The 25,743-nt window shown below is 62.1% G+C and carries 22 protein-coding genes and 1 riboswitch; of the genes, 7 read left to right on the top strand and 15 right to left on the bottom strand.

What is annotated here, in order from left to right:
• The first annotated feature begins 56 nt into the window (after positions 1-56).
• Positions 57-1,124 carry a tRNA epoxyqueuosine(34) reductase QueG gene (gene queG / locus H0Z09_RS04690; protein ID WP_186687875.1) on the top strand — a complete coding sequence of 356 codons (1,068 nt, stop codon included), beginning with the start codon at positions 57-59 and terminating at the stop codon, positions 1,122-1,124.
• Here queG and H0Z09_RS04685 read toward each other — a convergent pair.
• The gene (locus H0Z09_RS04685) at positions 1,118-1,732 is read right to left on the bottom strand and encodes a trimeric intracellular cation channel family protein (protein ID WP_186687872.1); all 615 of its coding nucleotides are present in this window, start codon (positions 1,730-1,732) and stop codon (positions 1,118-1,120) included. The two genes, queG and H0Z09_RS04685, sit on opposite strands and share 7 nt — an antisense overlap.
• 173 nt (positions 1,733-1,905) lie before the next feature.
• Positions 1,906-2,448, bottom strand: coding sequence for an oligoribonuclease (gene orn, locus H0Z09_RS04680; RefSeq protein ID WP_186687869.1), 543 nt, complete (start codon positions 2,446-2,448; stop codon positions 1,906-1,908).
• A gap of 109 nt (positions 2,449-2,557) precedes the next feature.
• Between orn and rsgA the strand changes: the two genes are divergently transcribed.
• On the top strand, positions 2,558-3,589 hold the full coding sequence (gene rsgA, locus H0Z09_RS04675) for a small ribosomal subunit biogenesis GTPase RsgA (RefSeq protein WP_003171340.1): 1,032 nt from the start codon (positions 2,558-2,560) through the stop codon (positions 3,587-3,589).
• A gap of 181 nt (positions 3,590-3,770) precedes the next feature.
• On the opposite strand, the gene motB is transcribed toward rsgA, so the two are convergent.
• Together motB and motA are read right to left on the bottom strand one after the other, a co-directional pair.
• Positions 3,771-4,790, bottom strand: a complete 1,020-nt coding sequence (motB, locus tag H0Z09_RS04670) for a flagellar motor protein MotB (protein WP_186687866.1) — start codon at positions 4,788-4,790, stop codon at positions 3,771-3,773.
• Positions 4,791-4,793: 3 nt separating this feature from the next.
• The gene (gene motA / locus H0Z09_RS04665) at positions 4,794-5,645 is read right to left on the bottom strand and encodes a flagellar motor stator protein MotA (protein ID WP_016976894.1); all 852 of its coding nucleotides are present in this window, start codon (positions 5,643-5,645) and stop codon (positions 4,794-4,796) included.
• A 166-nt stretch (positions 5,646-5,811) separates the two neighbouring features.
• On the opposite strand from motA, the gene H0Z09_RS04660 reads away from it, so the two are divergent.
• The 3 genes from H0Z09_RS04660 to asd are packed head-to-tail and all read left to right on the top strand — an operon-like array spanning position 5,812 to position 9,097.
• Positions 5,812-7,347 carry an HDOD domain-containing protein gene (locus H0Z09_RS04660; RefSeq protein ID WP_186687864.1) on the top strand — a complete coding sequence of 512 codons (1,536 nt, stop codon included), beginning with the start codon at positions 5,812-5,814 and terminating at the stop codon, positions 7,345-7,347.
• A 58-nt stretch (positions 7,348-7,405) separates the two neighbouring features.
• Entirely contained in the window at positions 7,406-8,221 is an 816-nt protein-coding gene (locus tag H0Z09_RS04655) for a rhodanese-like domain-containing protein (protein WP_186687862.1), read from the top strand.
• Positions 8,222-8,236: 15 nt separating this feature from the next.
• Positions 8,237-9,097, top strand: a complete 861-nt coding sequence (gene asd, locus H0Z09_RS04650) for an archaetidylserine decarboxylase (protein WP_186687860.1) — start codon at positions 8,237-8,239, stop codon at positions 9,095-9,097.
• A 134-nt stretch (positions 9,098-9,231) separates the two neighbouring features.
• On the opposite strand, the gene serB is transcribed toward asd, so the two are convergent.
• Entirely contained in the window at positions 9,232-10,446 is a 1,215-nt protein-coding gene (gene serB / locus H0Z09_RS04645; protein WP_186687858.1) for a phosphoserine phosphatase SerB, read from the bottom strand.
• Between the two features lie 133 nt (positions 10,447-10,579).
• Here serB and H0Z09_RS04640 point away from each other — a divergent pair, with 133 nt between their 5' ends.
• Positions 10,580-12,085: an AhpA/YtjB family protein gene (locus H0Z09_RS04640; RefSeq protein ID WP_186687856.1), complete on the top strand. Its 1,506-nt coding sequence runs from the start codon at positions 10,580-10,582 to the stop codon at positions 12,083-12,085.
• A gap of 205 nt (positions 12,086-12,290) precedes the next feature.
• Here H0Z09_RS04640 and H0Z09_RS04635 read toward each other — a convergent pair whose 3' ends face one another.
• The 8 genes from H0Z09_RS04635 to H0Z09_RS04600 form a co-directional block, all read right to left on the bottom strand.
• Complete coding sequence (locus H0Z09_RS04635; RefSeq protein WP_186687854.1) at positions 12,291-13,001, bottom strand: ABC-type transport auxiliary lipoprotein family protein; 711 nt, start codon at positions 12,999-13,001, stop codon at positions 12,291-12,293.
• A gap of 177 nt (positions 13,002-13,178) precedes the next feature.
• Entirely contained in the window at positions 13,179-15,443 is a 2,265-nt protein-coding gene (gene parC / locus H0Z09_RS04630; protein WP_076951845.1) for a DNA topoisomerase IV subunit A, read from the bottom strand.
• Positions 15,444-15,516: 73 nt separating this feature from the next.
• Positions 15,517-16,512, bottom strand: coding sequence for an esterase-like activity of phytase family protein (locus H0Z09_RS04625; protein WP_186687851.1), 996 nt, complete (start codon positions 16,510-16,512; stop codon positions 15,517-15,519).
• Entirely contained in the window at positions 16,512-18,416 is a 1,905-nt protein-coding gene (gene parE / locus H0Z09_RS04620; protein WP_076951843.1) for a DNA topoisomerase IV subunit B, read from the bottom strand. The genes H0Z09_RS04625 and parE overlap by 1 nt, the downstream gene beginning before the upstream one ends.
• Before the next feature lie 45 nt (positions 18,417-18,461).
• Complete coding sequence (locus H0Z09_RS04615) at positions 18,462-19,070, bottom strand: YqiA/YcfP family alpha/beta fold hydrolase (RefSeq protein ID WP_186687848.1); 609 nt, start codon at positions 19,068-19,070, stop codon at positions 18,462-18,464.
• Between the two features lie 205 nt (positions 19,071-19,275).
• Positions 19,276-20,091, bottom strand: coding sequence for a 3',5'-cyclic-AMP phosphodiesterase (gene cpdA / locus H0Z09_RS04610; protein WP_186687846.1), 816 nt, complete (start codon positions 20,089-20,091; stop codon positions 19,276-19,278).
• Between the two features lie 97 nt (positions 20,092-20,188).
• Positions 20,189-20,638, bottom strand: coding sequence for a DUF1249 domain-containing protein (locus tag H0Z09_RS04605; RefSeq protein WP_012721893.1), 450 nt, complete (start codon positions 20,636-20,638; stop codon positions 20,189-20,191).
• Positions 20,629-21,246, bottom strand: coding sequence for an NUDIX domain-containing protein (locus H0Z09_RS04600; protein ID WP_186687843.1), 618 nt, complete (start codon positions 21,244-21,246; stop codon positions 20,629-20,631). Before H0Z09_RS04600 ends, H0Z09_RS04605 begins: the two co-directional genes overlap by 10 nt.
• Positions 21,247-21,438: 192 nt before the next feature.
• Here H0Z09_RS04600 and H0Z09_RS04595 point away from each other — a divergent pair, with 192 nt between their 5' ends.
• Positions 21,439-22,185 (top strand): RsiV family protein, encoded by a 747-nt coding sequence (locus H0Z09_RS04595; protein ID WP_076951837.1) that lies wholly within the window; start codon positions 21,439-21,441, stop codon positions 22,183-22,185.
• Here H0Z09_RS04595 and cytX read toward each other — a convergent pair.
• The gene (gene cytX, locus H0Z09_RS04590; RefSeq protein ID WP_186687841.1) at positions 22,154-23,443 is read right to left on the bottom strand and encodes a putative hydroxymethylpyrimidine transporter CytX; all 1,290 of its coding nucleotides are present in this window, start codon (positions 23,441-23,443) and stop codon (positions 22,154-22,156) included. The two genes, H0Z09_RS04595 and cytX, sit on opposite strands and share 32 nt — an antisense overlap.
• A 138-nt stretch (positions 23,444-23,581) precedes the next feature.
• Entirely contained in the window at positions 23,582-25,486 is a 1,905-nt protein-coding gene (thiC, locus tag H0Z09_RS04585; RefSeq protein WP_186687838.1) for a phosphomethylpyrimidine synthase ThiC, read from the bottom strand.
• Positions 25,487-25,634: 148 nt separating this feature from the next.
• Positions 25,635-25,740, bottom strand: a riboswitch (TPP riboswitch).
• Between the last annotated feature and the right edge of the window lie 3 nt (positions 25,741-25,743).

The following is a 25,743-nucleotide window of genomic DNA, read 5'->3' as shown; positions in this document are numbered from 1 at the left end:
CAAGCTCCGATGTCTGGCAGAATTATACCTATCTAACCTGCGGTTTCCCTTGTCTCATGCCTGCCATCACCACCGATCTGCCCGCCCTCGCCCAATCGATCAAAGACTGGGGCCGCGAGCTGGGCTTTCAACAAGTCGGCATCAGCGGCCTGGACCTGGCCGAGCACGAACAGCACCTGCAACGCTGGCTCGACGCGGGTTACCACGGCGAAATGGACTACATGGGCGCCCATGGCAGCAAACGCTCTCACCCCGATGAACTGGTGCCGGGCACGTTGCGTGTGGTCTCGCTGCGCATGGATTACCTGCCCGGCGACACACACATGGCGCAACGGCTGGCCCAGCCGGAAAAAGCCTACATCTCGCGCTATGCCCTGGGCCGCGACTACCACAAGCTGATCCGCAAACGCGTGCAGCAACTGGCGGATCGCATCCAGGCCCAGATCGGCCCCTTTGGCTTTCGCGCCTTTGTCGACAGCGCGCCGGTACTGGAAAAAGCCATTGCCGAACAAGCCGGCCTGGGCTGGATCGGTAAAAACACCTTGGTACTCAATCGCAAGGCCGGCAGTTATTTTTTCCTCAGCGAACTGTTTGTCGACTTGCCGTTGCCGGTCGACCCGCCCCACGGCACCGAACATTGCGGGCGCTGCACCGCCTGCCTGGACATCTGCCCCACCAATGCCTTCGTCGGCCCTTATGTGCTGGATGCGCGGCGCTGCATTTCCTACCTGACCATCGAGCTCAAGAGCGCGATCCCCGAGGACCTGCGCCCATTGATCGGTAACCGCGTGTTCGGTTGCGATGACTGTCAGATCGTTTGCCCGTGGAATCGTTTCGCCCGATCCACCGCCGAAGGCGATTTCAAGCCAAGGCACAATCTGGACAATGCGGAACTGGCCGAGCTGTTCATGTGGGACGAGGATAAATTCCTCAGCAGCACCGAAGGCTCACCCCTGCGTCGCGCCGGTTTTGAGCGCTGGCTGCGTAACCTGGCGGTGGGCTTGGGCAATGCACCATCAAGCATCCCCGTGCTGGAGGCCTTGAAGGCGCGCCGGGATTACCCCTCGGAGCTGGTGCGCGAGCATGTGGAATGGGCGCTCAAACAGCACGCCGAGCGTCAGTGAACGTCGTCGTTGTAGACGAACTTGGGCATTTCCCAGTGAAAACGGATTGCCAGCAGGCGCAATAGAAAGCCACTGAACAGGGTCAGCAGAATGGCTTGCTCGCTGGGCAGCTCCAGATAAAGGCACAGCAGGTAGAACCAGGCGGCGAGGAACGACACGCTGGCGTACAGCTCGCGGCGGAAAATCAGCGGGATGTCGTTGCAGAAGATATCCCGCAGGATGCCGCCAAATACGCCGGTGATCACACCACTGACCGACGCCACCAACATGCCGTGGCCCATTTCCAGGGCGGTCATGCAGCCGATCAGCGTGAAGGCCACCAGGCCAACGGCGTCCAGCGCCAGAAAGAGTGAGCGCAGATGCCGCATCAGCGGCGCGGCGAAGATCGTCACCAGCGCAGCGATGGAGGTCAGCACCAGGTATTCCGGGTGCTTGACCCAGGTCAGCGGGTAATGCCCCAGCAGCACGTCGCGCACCGAACCGCCGCCCAACGCCGTCACGCAGGCGATCAGCACCACGCCAAACCAATCCATGCCACGCCGCCCGGCCGACAGGGCGCCGGTCATGGCTTCGGCGGTAATGGCGATGAGGTAGAGCATCAGCAGCATGAGGGCGATCCTTGCGATGGTGTAGTGAGCGGGCTTGCCCCGCGCTGGGCTGCGTAGCAGCCCCAAAAGCCGACGATGATATCCGTTTAGAGATGTGCGTTGGCTGTATTAGGACTGCTTCGCAGCCCGGCGCGGGGCAAGCCCGCTCACTACAAGGACCGACAAGAAGCGAATCAAGCCTTGATGAAATGCTTGCGATAATGCTGCAATTCGGCAATAGACTCGCGAATATCATCCAGCGCCAAATGCGTGCTGCCTTTATGAAAGCTGTCTTTGACCTCTGGCGCCCAGCGTGCAGCCAGCTCCTTGAGCGTCGAAACGTCCAGGTTGCGATAGTGGAAGTAACTTTCCAGCGCCTTCATGTGGGTGTAGAGAAAGCGGCGGTCCTGGCAGATGCTGTTGCCGCAGATCGGCGACTTGCCCTTCGGCACCCATTTTTCCAGGAAGGCGATGGTTTCGGCTTCGGCTTCGGCCATGCTGACGCGGCTATCGCGCACGCGCTGGGTCAGGCCGGAGTTGCCGTGGGTGCGGGTGTTCCATTCATCCATGGTCGCCAGCACTTCATCACTGTGATGGATCGCGATCACCGGACCTTCGGCCAAGGTATTGAGGTTGCTGTCGGTGACAATGGTCGCCATCTCGATGATGACGTCGGTGTCGGGGTTCAGACCGGTCATTTCCAGATCGATCCAAATCAGGTTCTGTGGGTTTTGCATGGCTTGATTCTCTTGGCACCTTGGCGTAGCTGCGCAGTTTAGCAGGCAGGGCCGTGCTAGACTCGCGACCGTTTCATCTAAACCTTTGCATTATCGACACGGAACACCAATGGCCAAACGCCAGCTCAATCGTCGCCAAAACTGGCGCATCGAAAAGATTCAGGGTGAGCGCGCCGCGCGCGCCGCCAAACGTGAGTCCTCCGCCGTGGAAGCGCTCGAGGGCGGTGACCTGGGCCCCGAACAAACGGGCCTGGTGATCGCGCACTTCGGTGTGCAGGTCGAAGTCGAGGCACTCGAGGGCGAACTCGCGGGTTCGGTGTCTCGTTGCCACTTGCGCGCCAACCTGCCGGCGCTGGTCACCGGCGATAAAGTCGTCTGGCGTGCCGGCAACCAGGGCATCGGCGTGATCGTCGCCCAATTGCCGCGCACCACCGAACTGCGCCGCCCCGACAGCCGCGGGCAGCTCAAGCCGGTGGCCGCCAACGTCGACATGATCGTGATCGTGTTCGCGCCGCTGCCCGAGCCGCATGCCAACCTGATCGACCGCTACCTAGTCGCGGCCGAGCATGCCGGCATTCGCCCGCTGTTGCTGCTGAACAAGTTCGACCTGATCGACGAGCAGAACGCCCCGGCGCTCAACGCCTTGCTCGCGGTGTACCGCACCCTCGGTTACCCGGTGCTGGAAGTCTCGGCGCACCACGGCAACGGCATGGAACAGCTGCAACAGCAGTTGGACGGACGCATCAGCGTGTTTGTCGGCCAGTCGGGCGTGGGTAAATCCTCGCTGGTCAACAGCCTGCTGCCGGAAGTCGACACCCGCGTGGGCCCGCTGTCGGAACTGTCCGGCCAGGGCACCCACACCACCACCACCGCACGGTTGTTCCACTTCCCCGGCGGCGGCGAGCTGATCGACTCCCCCGGCATCCGAGAATTCGGCCTGGGCCACGTCAGCCGCAGCGATGTGGAAGCGGGCTTCATCGAGTTCAACGACCTGATCGGCACCTGCCGCTTCCGCGACTGCAAGCACGACCGCGAGCCGGGCTGTGCGTTGCTCAAGGCGCTGGAAGACGGCCGCGTGCAGCAGCAGCGTATGAACAGCTATCGGTCGATTATTGCGAGTTTGCCCGAGAGCAGTTACTAACCGCCCAGCCAACATTGTGGCGAGCGGGCTTGCCCCGCGCTGGGCTGCGCAGCAGCCCTGATCCAACCGCCGCGTTTCTTCAGGCAAAACGCGCCAACAGGTTTTGGGGCTGCTGCGCAGCCCAACGCGGGGCAAGCCCGCTCGCCACAGGAAGCCCGCTCGCCGCATATCTTTCTACGGCTTACGAGCCGGTGCCAGGCACCGTAGGATCCTTAACCCCGCCATCATCAAACAGATTCAGCTTCTGACGCAGTTCATGCGCCGGCAACGGCTCCTGCCCTGGGGGAATGGCGTTCGGGTCGGCGGGCACTTCGCCTGGCGCGCCCGCGCCTGGGGTCGGCTGCGGTGGCGGCGGCTGGTCACCTTCAATCGCACGCTGGGCTTTCTTGGTCAGTACCACGATGTCGATACGCCGATTGATCGGGTTGAACGGGTCCTTCGCGTCAAACAGCTGCGAAGACGCAAACCCCACCACCCGCGCCACTTGCGGGTCCGGGTAGCTGCCGGCCACCAGCGCGCGGCGTGCGGCGTTGGCGCGGTTGGCCGAGAGTTCCCAGTTGCCGAAGTCGCCCTGGCCCGAGTAGGGCTTGGCGTCGGTATGGCCGCTGATGCTGATCTTGTTCGGCACCGCCTTGATGGTATCGGCCATGGCCAGCAGGATGTCTTCGAAGTACGGCTTCAAGCGCGCGCTGCCGGAGTCGAACATCGGGCGGTTGGCGGCGTCGGTAATCTGGATGCGCAAGCCATCCGGAGTGATTTCGAACGAAATCTGATCCTTGAACTTCAGCAGTTGCGGGTTTTCCTCGACCTTGTTCTGCAGTTCCTGCAGCAACAGTTCAAGGCGTTCCTGCTCGACCTGCTCGGCCATCGCTTCCACAGTATCGCGCTCGATCGGGATTTTTTCCTGCGGCGATTCGGTCTGCACTTCCGGGTTGATGGTGCGCTCCGGCGCCAATTGCGGCGAACCGCCCAGATCGATTACGAAGGGCGTGCCGCTTTCCGAAAAGCCAATCGGGTCTTTGAAGTAGCCGGCGATGGCGATCTTCTGTTCCGGCGTGGCGGTGGACATCAGCCACAGCACCAGGAAGAACGCCATCATCGCCGTCGCAAAGTCGGCGAAGGCGATTTTCCAGGCGCCGCCGTGGTGCCCCGCAGCGAAGCGCTTGACGCGCTTGATGATTATCGGCTGGTTGTTTTCCATGGCTTAGCGACCGCGAACCGCTTGTTCCAGCTCGGCGAAGCTTGGGCGGTGCTTGGGGTACAAGACCTTGCGACCGAACTCCACCGCCAGCGATGGCGGCATGCCGGAAGCCGAAGCGACCAGGCTGGCCTTGATCGACTCGTACAGGTTGATTTCTTCCTTGGCGTCATGGGCCAGGGAGGTCGCCAGGGGCCCGAAGAAACCGTAGGCCGCGAGAATACCGAAGAAGGTACCCACCAACGCCGCACCCACGTGCATGCCGATCGCGGCCTGGTCGCCCTCGCCCAGCGACGCCATGGTCACCACGATACCGAGTACCGCCGCTACGATACCGAAGCCGGGCATGCCGTCGGCGATACCGGTCACGGCGTGCGAAGGGTGTTCCAGCTCTTCTTTAAGGCTGAACAGTTCCATGTCGAACAGGCCTTCCAGCTCATGGGGGGCCATGTTGCCGGAGGACATGATGCGCAGGTAGTCACAGATATAGGCGGTCATGCGCTCATCTTTGAGCACGGCCGGGTACTTGGCGAAGATCGGGCTGGCAGCGGCGTCTTCGATGTCGGCCTCGATGGCCATCATGCCTTCGCGGCGGCTCTTGTTGAGGATCTCGTAGACCAGGCCCAGCACCTCCAGGTAGAAGGTGTGGGTGAAGCGCGAACCGAACATGCCCAGCGACTTCTTGACCACGTGCATGGTCATGTAGCCAGGGTTCGCCTGCAAGAAAGCGCCGAACGCCGCACCACCGATGATCAGCACTTCGAAGGGCTGGATCAGCGCAGCAATTTTACCGTGGGACAGGACGTAGCCACCAAGCACGCTTGCGATGACGACGATGATGCCGATAATTTTAGCCATAGGAGATGAGTACTTGCGCCGTCGGGTTCATGGACATATTGGGGGGAACTGAAAACTCTTGTTCCTCTTATCGGCAAAACTGCGCCAGACTATAGCCCGTTAAGGCGAAAAGCCAGTTCGGCCCGCTCCGGGCGTGTTGACAGCAAGTGATGATCGCGCCCCAACCATGGCCAATGAAACGACAGTCCCAATTGCAAAACCCACTTCTCTCGCCGCTTGGATCAAGCGCCTGGATGAGGTGCTGCTGCCTGTTCCCCAGGCCAGCCACGACCGTGTGTGCAAAGGCATCCGCGACAGCCGCAGCTCGTTGCGAGATATTGCCGAGCTGATGCAAGACAGCCCGGCCCTCGTGCTCAGCGTAATGCGCGAGGCCAACAGCCACACCCATGGCAGCCTGGCGGAACCGGCGGAAAACCTCGAAGTGGCGCTTAACCGGCTGGGCCTCAAGCGCGCCGAAGAACTGCTGGCGCGCCTGCCTGCGGTACCGGCCCACGAGATTCCGGTGGCGTTGCGCCAATTGCTGCTGGTGAGCCAGCATGCTTCGCAGCAAGCCAACGGTTTGTTTGGCAGCCGCCTGGCGCGGCTGTGGCAGGACATTCATTGGGGCAGCCTGCTGTTTCTTTCACCCATGTGGCCGATGGCGGTTGCCTACCCCAAACTCTTGGAAGAATGGGAACTGCGGGTTATCCACAAGAACCAGCCGGCCCGCGAGGTCGAGCAGGAATTGTTCGGCGTGCGCCTGCTGGATCTGTGCGTCGGCCTGACTGAAGCCTGGCACCTGCCAATCTGGGTATCCCAAGGCTATAAATTGCTGCTGAGCGAACAACGCCTGCTGGTCAAGGCACTGCATATCGCCCGCGAAGATGACCCGCTGCGTCATCAACAGCTGCTTGATGCCGAACCCAACCTGCGCCGCTGGTTGAACCAGCCGGCCAACACCGTGTTGCTGGCCAACGGCCTGGCGATGTCGGCTCAGGAGTCCTGGACCTGCCCGCACACCGAGCGTTGGCAGTACCTGACTGCGCTGTACCTGCAACAACCCTTGGGCGACGTTCAGCAACAGGTCCACCAACAAGCCGTCACCAACGCCCGCACCACGTTGATGCCCGACCTGTGGCACCCGGCGCTGTCGCTGATCTGGCCGTGGCACGTGCAGAAGATCCATCGCGGCCTGCTGCCGGCGCCGCCGCCCACCGCCGAGTCCCTGGCCGTGTGGCGCAAGCGCTGCACCGAGCTGCTGGTGGAGCCGAGCCGCTTTGCCAACGCCATGCACCTGACCACCTGCGCCAAGGAGGCCTTGGTGGCCAGTGGCATGCAGCGGGTCATGCTGCTGATGACCGATCGCGCCCAGAGCACCTTGCGCGTGCATCAGGTCGACGGCCTGCCCAAGGACGCCGCCAACCTCAGCCTGGACGTGACCAACAGCACGCTGCTGCAGCGTCTATTGGAAAAGTCCGCCCAGGTGCGTCTCAACCCTGACAACCATGCGCAGTTCTCGGCCTTGCTGCCGCCGATCCTGCGTCGCCTGTTTACCGGCGAACACCTGCTGCTGCGCTCGCTGAGCTGCAACGGCAAGGTGGTGATGCTGATGGTGGCTGACCAGGGCGGCGGGCCGTTCTCGGAAACCACGGTGCAAGCCTTCGGCAAAACCGCCCAATGCATCGAGAAGGCCCTGCACTGCTTTACCAACCGCAGCACCTGATGCTTGCGCTACAATCGCCCCTCTTTTATCGCCAACCTTTGTGCCCAGGAGACCTCACATGCCTGACTTCTCTGGCTTGCCGCTGGTGATCGAACCCAGCGACCTGCTCGGTCGCCTGGAGGCCGAACACCTGATCCTGGTGGACCTCACCAGTGCCGCCCGCTACGCCGAAGGGCATATCCCCGGCGCGCATTTCGTTGACCCCAAGCGCACCCAATTGGGCCAGGCGCCTGCTCCGGGCTTGCTACCCAACAAAGTTGACCTGGAAACCCTGTTCGGTGAACTGGGCCACACTCCGGACGCGACCTACGTGGTCTACGACGACGAAGGCGGCGGCTGGGCCGGGCGCTTCATCTGGCTGCTCGACGTGATCGGCCACCAGAAATACCACTACCTGGACGGCGGCCTGCCGGCCTGGCTGGCAGAAAAACACCCTGTCTCCACCGATGTGTCCGCGCCCGTCGGCGGCCCGGTCAGCCTGACGCTGCACGATGGCCCCACCGCCACCCGCGAATACCTGCAAAGCCGCCTGGGCGCGGCCGACCTGGGCATCTGGGATGCACGGGGTCCGCTGGAGTACTCCGGTGAAAAGGTGCTCGCCGCCAAAGGTGGGCACATTCCCGGCGCCGTGAATTTCGAGTGGACCGCCGGCATGGACCAGGCGCGCAACCTGCGCATCCGCCGCGACATGCCGCAGATCCTCGAAGGCCTGGGGCTGACCAAAGACAAAGAAATCATCACCCATTGCCAGACCCACCACCGCTCTGGCTTCACCTACCTGGTGGCCAAGGCGCTCGGTTATCCGCGGGTCAAAGGTTATGCCGGTTCCTGGGGCGAATGGGGCAACCACCCCGACACCCCCGTCGAGATTTAAGGTTTAAGGACAGTTATGAAAAAGCAGTTGTTTATCCTCAGCCAGTACTTGCTGCCGCACCACTTGCTGTCGCGCCTGGCCGGCTGCATTGCCGAGTGCCGCGTGCGCTGGTTCAAGAATGCCTTCACCACCTGGTTCGCCAAGCGCTATCAAGTGGACATGTCCCAGGCCCTGGTTGAAGACGTGACCGCCTATGAGCACTTCAACGCCTTCTTCACGCGGGCCCTCAAGGAGGGCGCTCGCCCGCTGGATCAAACCCCAGGCGCAGTCTTGAGCCCAGCCGATGGCGCGGTCAGCCAGCTCGGTCCGATCGAGCATGGTCGGGTGTTCCAGGCCAAGGGCCACAGCTTCAGCGTGCTGGAGTTGCTCGGCGGCGATGCAGCCGTAGCGGCGCCGTTCATGGGCGGCGACTTCGCCACCATCTACCTGTCGCCGAAGGACTACCATCGCGTGCACATGCCACTGGCCGGCACCTTGCGCGAGATGGTCTACGTGCCGGGCCGGATCTTCTCGGTGAACCAGACCACCGCCGAAAACGTGCCGGAACTGTTTGCGCGTAACGAGCGGGTTGTCTGCCTGTTCGACACCGAACGCGGCCCGATGGCGGTGGTATTGGTGGGCGCGATGATTGTGGCCTCGATTGAAACCGTGTGGGCCGGCCTGGTCACGCCGCCCAAGCGTGAGCTGAAGACGTTCCGCTACGACGAAGCGGCGCGGGCGCCGATCCACCTGGAAAAAGGTGCGGAATTGGGCCGCTTCAAGCTGGGCTCGACGGCGATCGTGCTGTTCGGGCCGGATCAGGTGAAGTGGACGGAAGAATTTGTTGCGGGTTCGCCGGTGCAGATGGGCCAGGGCATCGGCTTACCCAAAGCCTGATCCCCAGCAGATTTCAAGCTGTAAATCAATGTGGGAGCTGGCTTGCCTGCGATGACAGTGGTGAATCCAACACCGCTATCGCAGGCAAGCCAGCTCCCACATTTTGATCCCATTTCTGCAGTGGTATCGGGGGTTTAGAGCTGCCCGTCGCGGTCGCGCAAGCCCAGCAGATACAACACACCATCAAGCCCCAACGTCGAAATCGCCTGCTTGGCCGACTGCTTCACCAACGGCTTGGCGCGGAACGCAACGCCCAGCCCGGCAATCGCCAGCATCGGCAAGTCATTGGCGCCGTCGCCGACCGCAATGGTCTGCTCCAGACGCAAACCTTCCTTGTGCGCCAATTCCTTGAGCAGATCCGCCTTGCGCTGTGCGTCGACAATCGGCTCCACGGCCACGCCGGTGACCTTGCCGTCCACCACTTCCAGCTCGTTGGCGAATACATAGTCGATGCCCAGCTTGGCCTGCAACTGCTTGGCAAAATAGGTGAAGCCACCGGACAGGATCGCGGTCTTGTAGCCCAGGCGCTTGAGCTCGGCGAACAAGGTCTCGGCGCCTTCGGTCAGGCGCAGCGATGCGCCGATGGAGTCCAGCACGCTCACGTCCAGGCCTTTAAGCAGCGCCAGGCGCTCTTTAAAGCTCGCACGGAAATCCAATTCGCCGGCCATGGCACGCTCGGTAATCGCCGAAACCTGCTCGCCTACACCCGCGGCCTTGGCCAATTCGTCGATGACTTCGGCTTCGATCAGCGTCGAGTCCATATCGAACACCGCCAGGCGGCGGTTGCGGCGGAACAGCGAGTCTTCCTGGAAGGCGATATCGACGTTCAGCTCCTGGGCCACGCTGAGGAACTCGGCGCGCAGGGCTTGCGGGTCGGCCGGCTCGCCGCGCACGGAAAACTCGATGCAGCCTTTACGCTTGTCGGCGGGGGTATCCAGCGGCATGCGACCCGACAAACGGTCAATGTGGTCGATGTTCAAGCCATACTTCGCGGTGATCGAGCTGACGCGCTGCAACTGCTCGGCGGTTACCTTGCGGGTCAGCAGCGTCACGATGTGGCGTTTCTTGCCCTGGCCGGCGACCCAATGCTGATAATCGGCTTCGGACACGGGTGTGAAACGCACCTGCTGGTCCAGCTTGTACGCCGTAAACAGGATGTCCTTGAGCACCGAGGACGCCTGTTCAGTGCTCGGGATCTCCACCAGAATGCCGAACGACAGTGTGTCGTGGATCACCGCCTGGCCGATGTCGAGAATGTTTACACCACCCTGGGCCAGAACACCGGTAATGGCTGCGGTGAGACCCGGTCGGTCAACACCGGTGATGTTTATCAGGACAATTTCGCGCAAGGCGCACCCCCAGGCTGGAAAAAAACCGCATTCTACCCACTTTCAGTGACCATCGGGCACAGCCAGCGCTTTGCCGGTTCTAGGGCTGTCGCTATACTGCGCGTCAACTTCACGGACCAAGAGCCGAGCTCAAGTGAACCGGCCTACGCCAGTAAAAACCGACAACTTCTTCCTGCTGATCTTCCGGGCACTGCGCCACCGCCGTGTACCGATCGCATTACGCATCGCCAGCCATAACGTGATCCTGGTCGCCCTGGCACTGGTGATCTACGCCTGCGTGATGGGTTTGCAGTTCAAGCAGGCCATGCACGAGCAGGCCGACGCCCTGGGCGAAAGCCTGACCACCCAGACCGCCACGTCGGCGACCGAGCTGCTGGTGTCCAACGACATCCTCAGCCTCAACGTGCTGCTCAACAACCTGACCAAAAACCCGCTGGTGGCCCACGCCGCCATCTATAGCGTGGACAACCGGATCATGGCCGAAGCCGGGCAGCGCCCGAAAAACGGCCTGTTGGGCGAAGCCGAAGGCCTGTACCAGAGCAATATCACGTTTCAGGATGTGAAGGCCGGCCAACTGCGCATCAGCCTGGATATGCAGCAATTCCAGCAGCCGATGACCATCAGCCTGCAAAGCATGGGCATCTTGAGCGCGATCCTGCTGGCGCTGGCCCTGGCCTTGAGCCTGCGCCTGGGCCGGCATATCTCCACGCCGTTGATGCAACTGCGCATCTGGCTGCGCGACATTGACGAGCACACCCCGGCCACCGACCGCCAGGATGAAATCGGCGACCTCGCCCGCCAACTGCACGCCAGCTTCGCCCCGGAACCGGTAGTGCGCGAAGCCGAGCCCGAGCCTGAGTTCGACGACACCGACTACGACGACGAACCGGAATTTGCCGTGCAAGAAGCGCCGGTGGCCGGCTTGAAGCCTGCGACCCGCAAGGCGTTCATCGCCGAAGAAGACGAACTGGACGACGAAGACCCTTTCGCCGACCTGCGCGACACTTCGGACGGCACCCCGGCCGTCGCCCCGAAACCGGCCCCGCTCAGAAGCACCGAACCCCAGTACAGTGCCGTACTCGCGGTGCAACTGGGCGCCCAGGACCAATTGCGTCGCCTGCCGCGCGCGCGCCTGACCGAACTGCTGGAACGCTACCGTGACTGCCTCGACCAGGCCGCGTCGCTGTACCAGAGTGAATTGCACACCCTTAATGACGGCAGCACCCTGATGCTGTTCCACAGCGAAGACAGCGGCGAAGACTACCTGACCAACGCCATCTGCTGCGGTGAGCTGCTGCGCGCCCTGGGCCATGAATTGCAAATCGAAGTGGCCGACAGCGGCATCACCCTGCAATTGCAGCTGGGCCTGACGGTAGGCGACGATCTGTTTGGCATGAGCCAGATCGACCTGTTGCTGACCGAGATCGCCCAGGATGCCCTGGCCCTGTCCCAACACAGCCGCAACCTGCTGCTGGTGGAGCGCAAGATCAGCGAAGATACGCTGATCCGTCAGCGCGCACGTATTCGCCCGATTGCCAGCCCTGAAGGCGCCAGTTGTGTGGAGCGCTTGATGGAGCCGTACCCGTCGATGCTGGAGCGCCAGTTGGCGCGGATGCATGAGACCCGCGCCAAGCCCTGATGAACAATGCAGGACCCTGTGGGAGCGGGCTTGTGTGGGAGCGGGCTTGCTCGCGAATGCGGTGTATCAGTACCAGATGTACCGGCTGACCCACCGCTTTCGCGAGCAAGCCCGCTCCCACAAGGGATCTTCAGTGTCCTTCAAATTGCGTACAAACAAAAAAGCCCGCTGAGTCAGCGGGCCTTTTGTTTGCGTGTTATTCAGATCAGAACCTGAACACTTCCATATCCGTACGGATCGGCGTCGCCATCGGCATTTTTGGCTTCTGCGGCTCGGTCGGTTTGGCCTGCACCGGGGCGCTTTGCTTGCGTGGCGATTCGGCAATCGGCGGTTGGTTGGCCAATGGCTTGAGCGCCACCGACAACTGTTCCGCCAGGTGCTGCAACAACACGCCCTGGGCCTGGACCTGGGAGGCGGTGGTGCCGGCGTGCTCTTCCTGCAAATGCACGATGCGGTTATCGCGCACCTGACCACGGCGGTCGATCAAGCGCCACTGTGCATCGAGGATCGCCGGTTGCGATTTACCCGAATCGAGCCGGGTAATGGTCAACAACACCTGCACATCCGGGGTAAAGCCGGTGGGTGCGGGTGCGAGCACAACGCGCTGGCTGTCCAGGTGACCCGCCACTTGGCGCAACATCAGCTGGTTGATGTCAGAGGACAAGCTGCCCGCCCAACGACCATCGGTGGAACCTTGCAAACTGCCGTCGTTCTGACGTTGCAGCAGGGTTTCGCGTTGCAGGTAGTCGGCTACCACCACCGGGCCCAACAAGACGGCCATGCCGGCGGTCTGAGCGGGTTGAGCCGGACTTCCGCTGTCCAGCTGGTACAGCGACACCGGCTGATGCGTGCTGCAACCCGCCAGCCCCAAAAGGCCAGCGAGCATGAAAATAAAAGGAAGGCGTGGAGCAGTCATCATCCCATCCAGGTGGCTGCCACAAGGCAAACCACAATGTAATACTTAAAAACAACCTAAACACGCTCGGCCACGCCGGCGCTGGAAAGGCCATATCATCCGTGAATATGCGCCATGACTCCAGCGCCAAAGCGTCGATCTACGCGTTAAATCGTAGATCGAGGGCTCTAATACGCCTTACGCAGGCGTTTCCACCAACAAAGCATCCACCCGCTGGAAGCCCCGAGGCAGTTTGTTACCGCGTCGACCACGCTCGCCCTTGTAGTGTTCAAGGTCGTCAGGGCGCAATGACAACGTGCGCTTGCCGGCCTGGAGCACCAGGGTAGAACCTTCCGGGATTACCGCAATGTCGGTCACGTACTCTTCGCGACTGGCCACGCGCTCCCCTGGGATACCGATAATCTTGTTGCCCTTGCCTTTGCCCAACTGCGGCAGGTCGCTGATCTTGAACACCAGCAAGCGCCCTTCGGTGGTCACCGACGCCAGCCAATTGCTCTCGCGGTCATCCACCGGCCGCGGCAGGATCACCTTGGCGTTATTCGGCAGGCTCAGCAGCGCTTTGCCCGCCTTGTTCTTGGCCTGCAGGTCTTCACCCTTGACCACGAAACCGTAGCCCGCGTCGGAGGCGATCACGTACAGCGCGTCGTCGTCCGGCAGCAGCACACATTCAAAATTCGCACCCGGCGGCGGCGTAAGGCGCCCCGTCAACGGCTCGCCCTGCCCCCGTGCGGACGGCAACGTGTGGGCCGGTACCGAATAACTGCGCCCGGTGGAATCGATAAACACCGCAAACTGGTTGGAACGCCCGGCCGCGGCGGTCTTGAACCCGTCGCCAGCCTTGTACGACAGCCCGGTTGCATCAATATCATGCCCTTTGGCGGAGCGAACCCAACCCTTTTCCGACAAAACGACGGTAATTTTCTCATTTGGCAGCAGCTCTGTTTCTGTCAGAGCTTTCGCTTCGGCACGCTGGACGATCGGCGAGCGACGGTCGTCGCCATAGGTTTCAGCGTCCTTGATCAGCTCAGTGCGTACCAGCTTCTTCAGCTTGGCTTCGCTGCCCAGCAAGGCTTGCAGCTTGGCTTGTTCCTTGAGCAGCGCGTCCTGTTCGTCGCGCAGCTTCATTTCTTCCAAACGCGCCAATTGGCGCAAGCGGGTGTCGAGGATGTAGTCAGCCTGGATCTCGCTCAGCTCGAAACGCGCGATCAGCTCGGCTTTGGGGTGCTCCGCGGTGCGGATGATATGGATCACTTCATCCAGGTTGAGGTAGGCAATCAGCAAGCCGTCCAACAGGTGCAGACGACGCTCGACCTTATCCAGACGGAATTGCAGGCGACGGCGCACGGTGTTCACCCGGAACTCCAGCCACTCCACCAGCAGGTTGCGCAGGTTTTTCAGCTGCGGCTTGCCGTCCAGGCCGATGATATTGATGTTGACCCGGTAGCTGGACTCAAGCTCCGTACTCGCAAACAGGTGCTGCATCAGTACTTCGTGGTCGACCCGGCTGTTGGTCGGGATAATCACGATGCGGCATGGGTTTTCGTGGTCGGACTCGTCACGCAGGTCGGCCACTTGCGGCAATTTCGACGGTTTGGCCTGCATCAGCGCAGCGATCTGTTCCAGCACCTTGGCGCCGGACACCTGGTGCGGAAGCGCCGTGACGATAATGTCGCCATCCTCGATGTGGTACACGGCGCGCATGCGCACCGAGCCCTTGCCGGTTTCGTACATCTTCAGCAGATCGGCGCGTGGCGTGATGATTTCAGCTTCGGTCGGGTAATCCGGGCCCTGGATATGCTCGCAGAGCTGCTCGACCGTGGCTTTAGGCTCATCCAGCAAACGCACACAGGCCGTGGCGACTTCGCGCAGGTTGTGCGGCGGCACGTCAGTGGCCATGCCGACCGCAATGCCCGTAGTGCCGTTAAGCAGGATGTTCGGCAAACGTGCCGGCAACACCAGCGGCTCGTCGAGTGTACCGTCGAAGTTCGGCCCCCAGTCCGCAGTGCCCTGCCCCAGCTCACTCAGCAGTACTTCGGAGTAACGCGACAGGCGCGCCTCGGTGTATCGCATGGCGGCGAAGGACTTGGGATCATCCGGCGCCCCCCAGTTGCCCTGGCCGTCCACCAGCGTGTAGCGGTAGCTGAACGGCTGGGCCATCAGCACCATGGCTTCGTAGCACGCCGAGTCACCGTGGGGGTGGAACTTGCCAAGCACGTCACCGACGGTACGCGCCGACTTCTTGTGCTTGGAGTCGGCATCCAGGCCCAACTCACTCATGGCGTAGATGATGCGCCTTTGCACGGGTTTCAGACCGTCGCCGATATGCGGCAAGGCACGGTCCATGATCACGTACATGGAGTAGTTGAGGTAGGCATTTTCGGTGAAGTCAGCCAGCGACCGGCGCTCTACGCCGTCTAAGCTGTCTGCGAGGATGTCACTCATGCGGGCCTCATCATGGTCGGGTAAGGCGCAGCGGAACTGCCGCTGCACCGGGTCAAGTCAAAAAAACAGGGGCTCATGGCCGGGCGCTCCAGCCACCGGCAGGGGCGGCGAAACGATAGACCATGGGGCGCTTTTCACCATCGGCACGCGGGCCGAAATTGTTATCGATACCCAGCCAGGCGCCTTCGGCGTCCACCACCAGGGCTTCAGCCAGGCCGTAGGGCTGGGGGTAACGTCGCTGGGGCGTCAGGGTTTCGTCGGCAAACGACCAGCACAACTCCACCTGGGCCGTGGCGGGATCGCGTCGGCAAATCTGGAACGCATTGCGCTCCAGAGTAAACAGCTTGCCGTTGAACAGCGCCAGGTCGGCGAAATCCTTGGACACAGCCTTGGCATCGGTGAACTTGGCCGGCTGCACTTGCCGGCCCACCTCGCTCATCAGCACACAGGGCCCATCACAGCCCCACAGGCCCTGCGCAGACTTGATCGAAACCAGCCCGCGCCGCTCACGCTCGGCAGCCAGCCAGATCTGGTTGCCCTCGGGGCTGATCGCCAGGCCTTCAAACAACGCGTTGAAGTGCAGCAACATGCCGCCGGCCCGCGCTTCACGCACCATCGCCGGGGCAATGTTCAACCATTGCGGCGCGCCCGCCAGCGGCACTTTCAGCACTGCGGCGTGGGCTTCGCTGACGATGTAGCGGTTGCCGACGGCATCGCAGGCGATGCCTTCAAAATCCAGGTCGCCACCGCGAATGAGCGAGGCAGCCTTGGTGCGCGAACGCAGCCCCCACGGCAACCCGGATTCGGGCACCGGCGGCACGTCGATCCTGACTGCCTCAGCTTGCCAGGTCGGCGCATGCGTATCCAAGCGGTAGATCTGGTCGTCGTCGCGGTCGGAAACCGTCCACAACGCGTTACCGCACACGGCCAGGCCCGACAGGTTACCGCCGCGCATGCCGTCCACCGGATGCTCGGAGATCAGCTTGAGCTCAGCCACGGGCGCAGCAGCCACCTGGGTGGCCGCCAACCCGCACAACATCAGGATCGCCAGGGCGAAACCTGTGCGCATCAGCCCAGCACCTCGGCCAGGTTGCCTTTGGACTCCAGCCAGGACTTGCGGTCCGGCGCGCGTTTCTTCGCCAGCAGCATGTCCATCATTTCCGAGGTGGCGGCGTAGTCTTCCAGGGTCAACTGCACCAGGCGCCGGGTGTTCGGGTCCATGGTGGTTTCGCGCAGTTGCGGCGGGTTCATTTCGCCCAGGCCCTTGAATCGCGTGACCTGTGGCTTGCCGCGTTTCTTCTCGGCCACCAGGCGGTCGAGGATGCCATCGCGCTCGGCTTCGTCCAGGGCATAGAAAATCTCCTTGCCCAGGTCGATACGGTACAGCGGCGGCATGGCGACGTAGACGTGACCGGCATCCACCAACGGGCGGAAGTGCTGGACGAACAGCGCGCACAGCAGCGTGGCAATGTGCAGGCCGTCGGAGTCGGCGTCGGCGAGGATGCAGATCTTGCCGTAGCGCAGCTGGCTCATGTCCGCCGCGCCGGGGTCGACGCCGATGGCCACGGCGATGTTGTGCACTTCCTGGCTGGCGAGGACTTCGCTGCCATCGACTTCCCAGGTATTGAGGATCTTGCCGCGCAACGGCAGGATCGCCTGGAATTCCTTGTCCCGTGCCTGTTTGGCGGAACCGCCGGCGGAGTCACCTTCGACCAGGAACAGTTCGGAACGCATCGGGTCCTGCCCGGCGCAGTCAGCCAGCTTGCCGGGCAGTGCCGGGCCCTGGGTAATGCGCTTGCGCTCCACCTTCTTGCTGGCCTTCAAACGACGGCCGGCGTTGTTGATCGCCAACTCGGCCAAGGCCAGGCCCAGCTCGGGATGCTCGTTGAGCCACAGGCTGAACGCGTCCTTGACCACGCCGGAGACAAACGCCGCCGCTTCGCGCGACGACAGGCGCTCTTTGGTCTGGCCGGAGAACTGCGGCTCCTGCATCTTCATCGACAGCACGAACGCAATGCGCTCCCACACGTCTTCCGGCGCCAGCTTGACGCCGCGCGGCAGCAGGCTGCGGTATTCGCAGAACTCGCGCATGGCATCCAGCAAACCCTGGCGCAAACCGTTGACGTGGGTACCGCCCTGGGCGGTAGGGATCAGGTTGACGTAGCTTTCCTGCACGCTGTCGCCGCCTTCCGGCAACCACAGCAGTGCCCAGTCGACGGCTTCTTTATTACCGGCCAGGCTGCCACAGAACGGCGCGTTGGGCAGGCGTTCGAAGTCGCTGACGGAATCTTCCAGGTAGGAGCGCAGGCCGTCTTCGTAATGCCACTCGACCTTCTCGCCGGTGCCTTTGTCTTCAAAGGTGACCAGCAGGCCCGGGCACAGCACGGCCTTGGCCTTGAGCACGTGCTTGAGGCGGCTGATGGAGAATTTCGGCGAATCGAAGTACTTGGGGTCCGGCGCAAAATACACGCTGGTGCCGGTGTTACGCTTGCCAACGGTGCCGATCACTTGCAGGTCGGTGGCTTTGTAGCCATCGGCGAAGGTCATCTCGTACTCGTTGCCGTCGCGCTTGACCTTGACCCGCACATGGTTCGACAGCGCGTTGACCACCGAAATACCCACACCGTGCAGGCCGCCGGAGAACTGGTAGTTCTTGTTGGAGAACTTGCCGCCGGCGTGCAGCTTGGTGAGGATCAGCTCGACGCCCGACACGCCTTCTTCAGGGTGAATGTCCACCGGCATGCCGCGACCGTCGTCGGACACTTCAAGGGAATGGTCCGCATGAAGAATGACATGCACCGATTTGGCATGCCCGGCCAAGGCTTCGTCGACGCTGTTGTCGATGACTTCCTGGGCAAGGTGGTTCGGCCGACTGGTGTCGGTGTACATGCCGGGGCGTTTGCGCACCGGGTCGAGGCCCGAGAGGACTTCGATGGCGTCGGCGTTATAAGAGCTAGCGCTGGGAGTGGCCATGGTGTCTCGTCGTGAGTCGTTCGATTAAAAAGTAACCTGCGATGTTTACAGTGCTGCAAAATCGAAGGATTGGTACTGATCTGCGCCAAAGCCGGCGAAGCTCAACAACGCCGGCAGTTGGCGGGCAAAACCCTGGTAACCATGGTCGCCACCGGCCTGGATGCGCAAGGCACAGGCCCGGTAGTAGTGCTGGGCGAGGCGATAATCCAGGGTTTCATCCCCGGTCTGCAACCACACCTGATAACGCGCGGCATCCTGGGGCGCCGGTACTTCCAGCTCGGCCAGCGCCGTGACGTGATCGTGGGTCAGTTCCCAGGTTTCGTCGGTGTAGAGGTTCTTCTGGGTGCCCAGATAACCGTCGAACATCCGATGAGGGCTGACCGCCGGGTTCACCAGCAGCGCCTTGAGGCCATGGCGTTCGGCAAGGTGGGTTGCATAGTAGCCGCCGAGTGAGCTGCCGACCAGCAGTGGCCGACCCAGTTCTGCAATGGCCTCCTCCAATTGAGGAATCGCCTGACGGGGATGGTGATGCAACGCCGGGACCCGCAGGCGGTCGGCCAGGCCGAGGTTGTCCATCACGCTGATCAACTGGCTGGCCTTGTTGGACGCCGGCGCGCTGTTGAAACCGTGGATATACAGGATCGAAGCCGACATGCCGGGCTCTCCGTGACTCTGCCAAAGGGGCGCAGTTTACAGGGATCGGGGGCGTGTGTGAGTTCCCCGGACCACCAGACACTGAATAACTTGTGTGGGAGCTGGCTTGCCTGCGATGGCGGTGTTTCAGTCACAGAGGTGTTAACTGGCATACCGCAATCGCAGGCAAGCCAGCTCCCACCTTTTCAAACCGTGTTTGCAGCTTTTAGTAGCCGCTGCTGGCGTAATCCGGCGTAAACGCAAAATCCTGCACCCGCTCCACACCCGTCTCCAACCGCCCGTCGGCATGCAACCGCAGCCAGCGATAACCCGGCGCCTGCTCGCTGACCTTGAAATCCTCGCTGCCCGGCGCGAACTGGATACAGGTGGATGGCGACGCCAGCAGGCGCACGCCGTTGCGTTCGCGGTCGATCTCCTGGTGCACATGCCCCCAGAGCACCGCCCGCACCTGGGGGAAACGGTCGAGCACGGCAAACAAGGCGTCGGGGTTGCGCAGGCCGATGGGCTCCATCCAGGCACAACCGATGGATACCGGATGGTGGTGAAAACACACCAGGTGGTGACGGTTCGGCGCTTCGCTCAAGGCCTGGGCCAGCAATTGCAGTTGCTGGTCTTGCAGGTAACCCGGCACGGAACCGGGAACGGCGGAGTCAAGCAGGGTGACACGCCAGTGGCCGATATCGACCACCGGTTCCAGCAGATCACTGTGCGCGGCGGCCCGGGCCATGATCGGCGGCTCGTCATGATTACCCGGAATCCAGCGCGTCGCAGCCCCCAAGGGCGTAGTCATGTCGCGAAATTGCCGGTACGACTCAAGCGTGCCGTCCTGGGACAGATCACCCGTGGCCAGTACCAGGTCGATCCAGGGCTGCTGCGCGCGCACCAACTCGATTACCTGTCGCAGGCTTTCGCGGGTGTTCATGCCCAGCAGCGCGCCATCGGCCTCGGCAAACAAATGGCTGTCGGACAGTTGCACCAGCAATACCGGTGCATCGGGGCTCACGGTGGATACGCTCGGCAAGGCGCTCTCCCAAGGCAATCACAGGAATGGACGTTTGGCGTGATTATGCTGGGGCAGGACACAAAGAGGAAACCCAGGAACCCGACGCAGTTCACATCTACCGAACAGCTTCGAACTCGTGACCCAGGGCCAGGCAGTGGCTTAACCATTCGCCGAGGAACACATTGAGTTGTGCTTTCTCATCGGGCTGGTGCATGAACACGTTGGGGTAAGGATAGATGCTGCGAAAGCGGCGTGCATGTTCGGCGCTGATCACTTCGGCCATGCGCGCGTCGTGGTACACCTGCACCTCCAGTTGCGGCACCGGCAGCCAGGGCAGGCTGTGCTCCTGGCGCACACGCAAGGTGGTGGTGTACGGGCAGTTGACGATGACTTCCAGCGCCAGCACGCCGAGCATCTGGTCGCCATGGGTCACACCGATGCGCCGCGCCTCGGGGGCGTGACGCATGTCGGGCAGCAGGCGCATCAGCCGCGCATAGTTGGCCTCGCAGGCCGCTTGCAGCCCGATCAGGTCGACTCGATAACGTTCCCGTGCCTTTACTGCCATAACCCCCTCACTTCCGCGCGATTAAGCGCAAGCCATTGCAGGGCGATGATGCTGGCTGCGTTGGAAATCTTGCCGTCACGCACCGCTTGCAGGGCATCTTCGAACGCCCAGACGGTGACGCGGATATCTTCAGCTTCTTCTTCCAATCCATGGATGCCACCCACGCCGGCGCTGTCGCAACGGCCCAGGTACAAGTGCACGTATTCGGTACTGCCGCCGGGCGATGGGAAATACTTGGTGATCGGCCACAGCGCGGAGAACGTCAGCCCAGCTTCCTCTTCGGCTTCGCGGTGTGCAACCTCCTCGGGTTGCTCGTCCTTGTCGATCAGGCCGGCGACCATCTCGATCAGCCAGGGGTTGTCGGTGCGGCCCATGGCGCCCACGCGAAACTGTTCGTTCAACACCACTTCATCGCGCTGCGGATCGTAGGGCAGCACGCATACGGCATCATGACGTACAAAGACTTCGCGGTTGATCACCCGGCTCATGCCACCATCGAATTTTTCGTGGCGCAGTTGCACGCGATCCAGCTTGTAGAAGCCCGTATAAGCATTGTCGCGCTGCACAATTTCGATCTTGCCCGGCGTCGATCTTGCAAAGTCCGTCATATCCTGTCCTCGTTGAGCCTGCGCATTTCGCGCCATCCTAACGCGCTCATGCCCGTTAATGCAGCCTCTTTCCGGTTGCCGGGATAGACGGCGGACCTCAAACTCACTCTAATGAGCTTAGTGGCGAACTGACTGCCTTGCCGGTAGTCGAAGCTGCACAATTTCGCTCTTATCGTTAGACGAAGGACATCCATGTCGCTGTTAAAAATTGCCTCCGTGGCCTGCATCGCCTTGACCCTCGGTGCCTGCCAAAGCCTGTTCCAACCCAACTGGCGCACGCCTCTGGAAGCCACCCGCGATGCCACCGAGCAAAGCAAGCCGGGCTGCGCCAGCGCCGATTGCCCGCTGGTGAATATCGACACTGTGCATTTCGCCAAGGAACCCAAGCTGGACGCCTTGATCGAACAGCGCCTGCTGGAAATGACCCAGACCTCCCCGAGCGACCCGCTGCCGACCAGCCTTGCGAGCTACAGCGAGCAGTTCCTGCGCACCGCCGCCCCGCGCAACAGCATGTACTTGCAGGCCAAGGTACGCGAGCAGCATGACGGCTTGGTGATCATCGAACTGTCCAGCTACCTCGACCAGGGCGCCACCCACGGCGAGCCGGGCCGCGCGTTCATCAACTATTCGCGCCAGCAGCAAAAAGCCTTGTCGCTGACCGACATGCTCCTGCCCGGCAAAGAAGACGCGTTCTGGAAAGCCGCCCAGGTGGCCCACAACAGCTGGCTGATCAGCACCCGCCTGAGCCTGGAGCCGGAGTTCGTGAAAACCTACCCCTTCCAGAAAACCCCGAACGTGGCGCTGACCTACGGCGCCGTGATCCTCAAGTACCCCACCAGCACCATCGCACCGTACGCCCTGGGCCACGTCGAATTGCAGATTCCCTACTCGCGCCTCGACGGCATCCTCAAGCCTGAGCTGGTGCCCGCGCGCCGCTGAAGGCCCGGCCGAGGAGCAACTGCAGCAGCCCTGCCAGCACCAGTGCCGGCAGGGTTGCGCCGACCTCCGGATACAAATTGGCCAGCAGATGATAGGTGGCGATGCCGCCCAGCCAGGCCAACAACGCCGGCCAGCGCAGGTTGGCGATCACACCCTGGCCACGGCGGCGCAGGATGAAGTGATCCACCAGCACCACGCCAAACAGCGGCGCAAACACCGAGCCGATCAGCAACAGGAAGTTCTGGTACTGGGCCAAGGGCGCAAAGCAGGCGATCAGGGTGCAGATCACGCCGATCGCCAATGCCAGGTGCTCGACCTTCAAGCGCAACAATATCCCGCTGGAGACTGCCGCCGAGTGAATATCGGCAAAGGCGTTTTCCGACTCGTCCAGCAGGATCAATAGCAGCGGAATCCCCAGGCCGGCCCCGGCCAGCGCCAGCAGCAGCGCGTTCACTTCACCGCTCGGCGCGAACGCCAGGGTGTAGGCCACGCCCAGGCTCATCAGCCAGAAATTGCCGATAAAGAACCCGAGCGCAGTGCCGCCGAACACGTTTTTTGCGCGTTTGCCGAAGCGCGAGTAGTCCGCGATCAGCGGCAGCCACGAGAGCGGCATGGCAATGGCGATATCGAACCCCACCGCAAACGGCATCGAACCGTCACCCGCCTGGGCCCAGAGCGCGGCGAGGTCGGCTTTGGCAAACAGGTTCCAGGTGAGCCACAGGCAGGCGGCGAGCAGCAGCCAGATACCCCATTTGCGCAAGATCTGGCGCACAAAGGTCAGTGGGCCGCTGACGGCAAGCAGGGTCGCCAGGCCACCGAAGAACAGGGTCCACAGCAATGGGCTGTTCAGCAGGCTGCCGTCGCCGAACGCCCGCGTGGCCAACAGGCTGGCGGCGTCGCGCATCACGATGATCTCGAATGAGCCCCAGCCGATCAGTTGCAGCAGGTTCAACAGCGCCGGCAGGCTCGCGCCTTTAGCGCCAAGGCTGAGTTTGAGGGCGGCCATGGCGGACAGGCCGGTGTCGCTGCCGATCACGCCGACCGCCGCCAACAGCAGTACGCCGACCAGGGTGCCGAGGAAGATCGCCAGCAATGAGCCGGACAGGCCAAGGCCAGGCGCGAGCAAAGCACCGGTTTGCAGGACCATCAGGCCGATGCCGAGGGAGAACCACAGGGAAAACAGATCGCGGGCGCCGAAGACGCGTTTGTCGGCGGGTACCGCGATATCAGGGGAATAAGTGCTGGGTTGAATGCTCAAGGGGGATATCTCTGAGGAACACTTGTTGTTTGGTAAATTGCTTTCGCGAGCAAGCCCGCTCCCACACTTGGAATGCATTTCAAATGTGGGAGCGGGCTTGCTCGCGAAGGGGCCGGTACAGGCGCCCGCAATCCCGGATCAAACTTTCTTGTAAAGCTGACTCCCCTCCTGCTTGAACCGCTCCGCCTGCTCGGCCAGGCCCTTGGCCACATCCACGTCCACCGCGTCAATCCGCTGGTTGGCCGCGTACTCACGCACTTCCTGGGTGATCTTCATCGAGCAGAACTTCGGCCCGCACATCGAGCAGAAATGCGCGACCTTGGCCGAGTCCTTCGGCAAGGTTTCGTCGTGATACGACCGCGCGGTGTCCGGGTCCAGGCCGAGGTTGAACTGGTCTTCCCAGCGGAACTCGAACCGCGCCTTGCTCAAGGCGTTGTCGCGGATCTGCGCGCCGGGATGGCCTTTGGCAAGGTCGGCGGCATGCGCGGCGATCTTGTAGGTGATGATCCCGGTCTTCACGTCATCCTTGTTCGGCAAGCCCAGGTGCTCCTTGGGCGTGACGTAGCACAGCATCGCGCAACCGAACCAGCCGATCATCGCCGCGCCGATGCCGGAGGTGATGTGGTCGTAGCCCGGCGCAATGTCGGTGGTCAGCGGGCCAAGGGTGTAGAACGGCGCTTCGTCGCAGCATTCGAGCTGCTTGTCCATGTTCTCCTTGATCAACTGCATCGGCACGTGGCCAGGGCCTTCGATCATGGTTTGCACGTCGTGCTTCCAGGCGATCTTGGTCAGTTCGCCGAGGGTTTCCAGCTCGCCGAACTGTGCGGCGTCGTTGGCGTCCGCAATCGAACCCGGGCGCAGGCCATCGCCGAGGGAGAAGCTGACGTCGTAGGCCTTCATGATTTCGCAGATTTCGTCGAAATGCGTGTAGGTGAAGTTCTCTTTGTGGTGCGCCAGGCACCATTTGGCCATGATCGAGCCGCCACGGGACACGATGCCGGTTACACGCTTGGCGGTCAGCGGCACATAGCGCAGCAGCACGCCGGCGTGGATGGTGAAGTAGTCGACGCCCTGCTCGGCCTGTTCGATCAGGGTGTCACGGAACAATTCCCAGGTGAGGTCTTCGGCGGCGCCACCGACTTTTTCCAGGGCCTGGTAGATCGGTACGGTCCCAATCGGCACCGGCGAGTTGCGGATGATCCATTCACGGGTTTCGTGGATGTGCTTGCCGGTGGACAGGTCCATCACCGTGTCCGAGCCCCAGCGAATGCCCCAGGTGAGCTTCGCCACTTCTTCTTCGATGGACGAACCCAGGGCACTGTTGCCGATGTTGCCGTTGATCTTCACCAGGAAGTTGCGGCCGATGATCATCGGTTCCAGCTCGGTATGGTTGATGTTGGCCGGGATAATCGCGCGGCCACGGGCGATTTCTTCGCGCACAAATTCCGGGGTAATGATTTTCGGCACGCTGGCGCCGAAGCTGTGGCCGGCGTGTTGCTGGTCGAGCAGGCCGCTGGCGCGGGCCTCTTCGAGCTTCATGTTTTCGCGGATGGCGACGTATTCCATCTCGGCGGTGATGATGCCTTTGCGCGCGTAGTGCATCTGCGTGACGTTGGCGCCGGCCTTGGCGCGGCGCGGGTTCTTCACGTGGGCAAAGCGCAGCGCGGTAAGCTCGGCGTCGCTCAGACGCTGTTGGCCGAAGTGCGAACTGAGGCCGGACAGGCGCTCGGTGTCGCCACGGGACTCGATCCACGGCGAGCGCACATCGCCCAGGCCTTTGCGCACATCGATGATTACGTTGGGGTCGGTGTACGGGCCGGAGGTGTCGTAGACCACCACGGGGGCGTTGATCTCACCGCCGAAATCGGTGGGCGTCACGTCCAGGCTGACTTCACGCATCGGCACGCGGATATCCGGGCGAGTGCCCTGCACATAAATTTTCTGCGAACGGGTGAAGGGCTGCACGGAGCCAGCGTCGACCTTGGCCGATTCACTCAGGTGCACGGTGTTTTTCAGCTTTGTATTTTTTAGTTCTGTGCTCATCACGGGCTCTCCAACTATCCAGGCGGTGGATTTTTGTCGGAGCGAACCTGGGACGGATGGACGCACTGGAACCAGTGCTGTGCTCGGTGCACGAGGGCTGTTCGATGGCCGAACAGCATCCCGGACGAAGCACAAGAGGACTCGCCGGGTGACGAGAAATCTTGTTCCCTACGCAGGCGCTAACCTGATCAGGTTCAACGGGATCCGGTATTTACCGATCTCAGCCTTCCAACAAGGCACCCCGACAAGAACGTGGC

Source organism: Pseudomonas sp. SWRI18 (assembly GCF_014268345.1).
GTDB lineage: Bacteria > Pseudomonadota > Gammaproteobacteria > Pseudomonadales > Pseudomonadaceae > Aquipseudomonas > Aquipseudomonas cedrina.
Note: the sequence above shows the minus strand (reverse complement) of the source record. Positions and strands in the feature narration are given on the sequence as shown.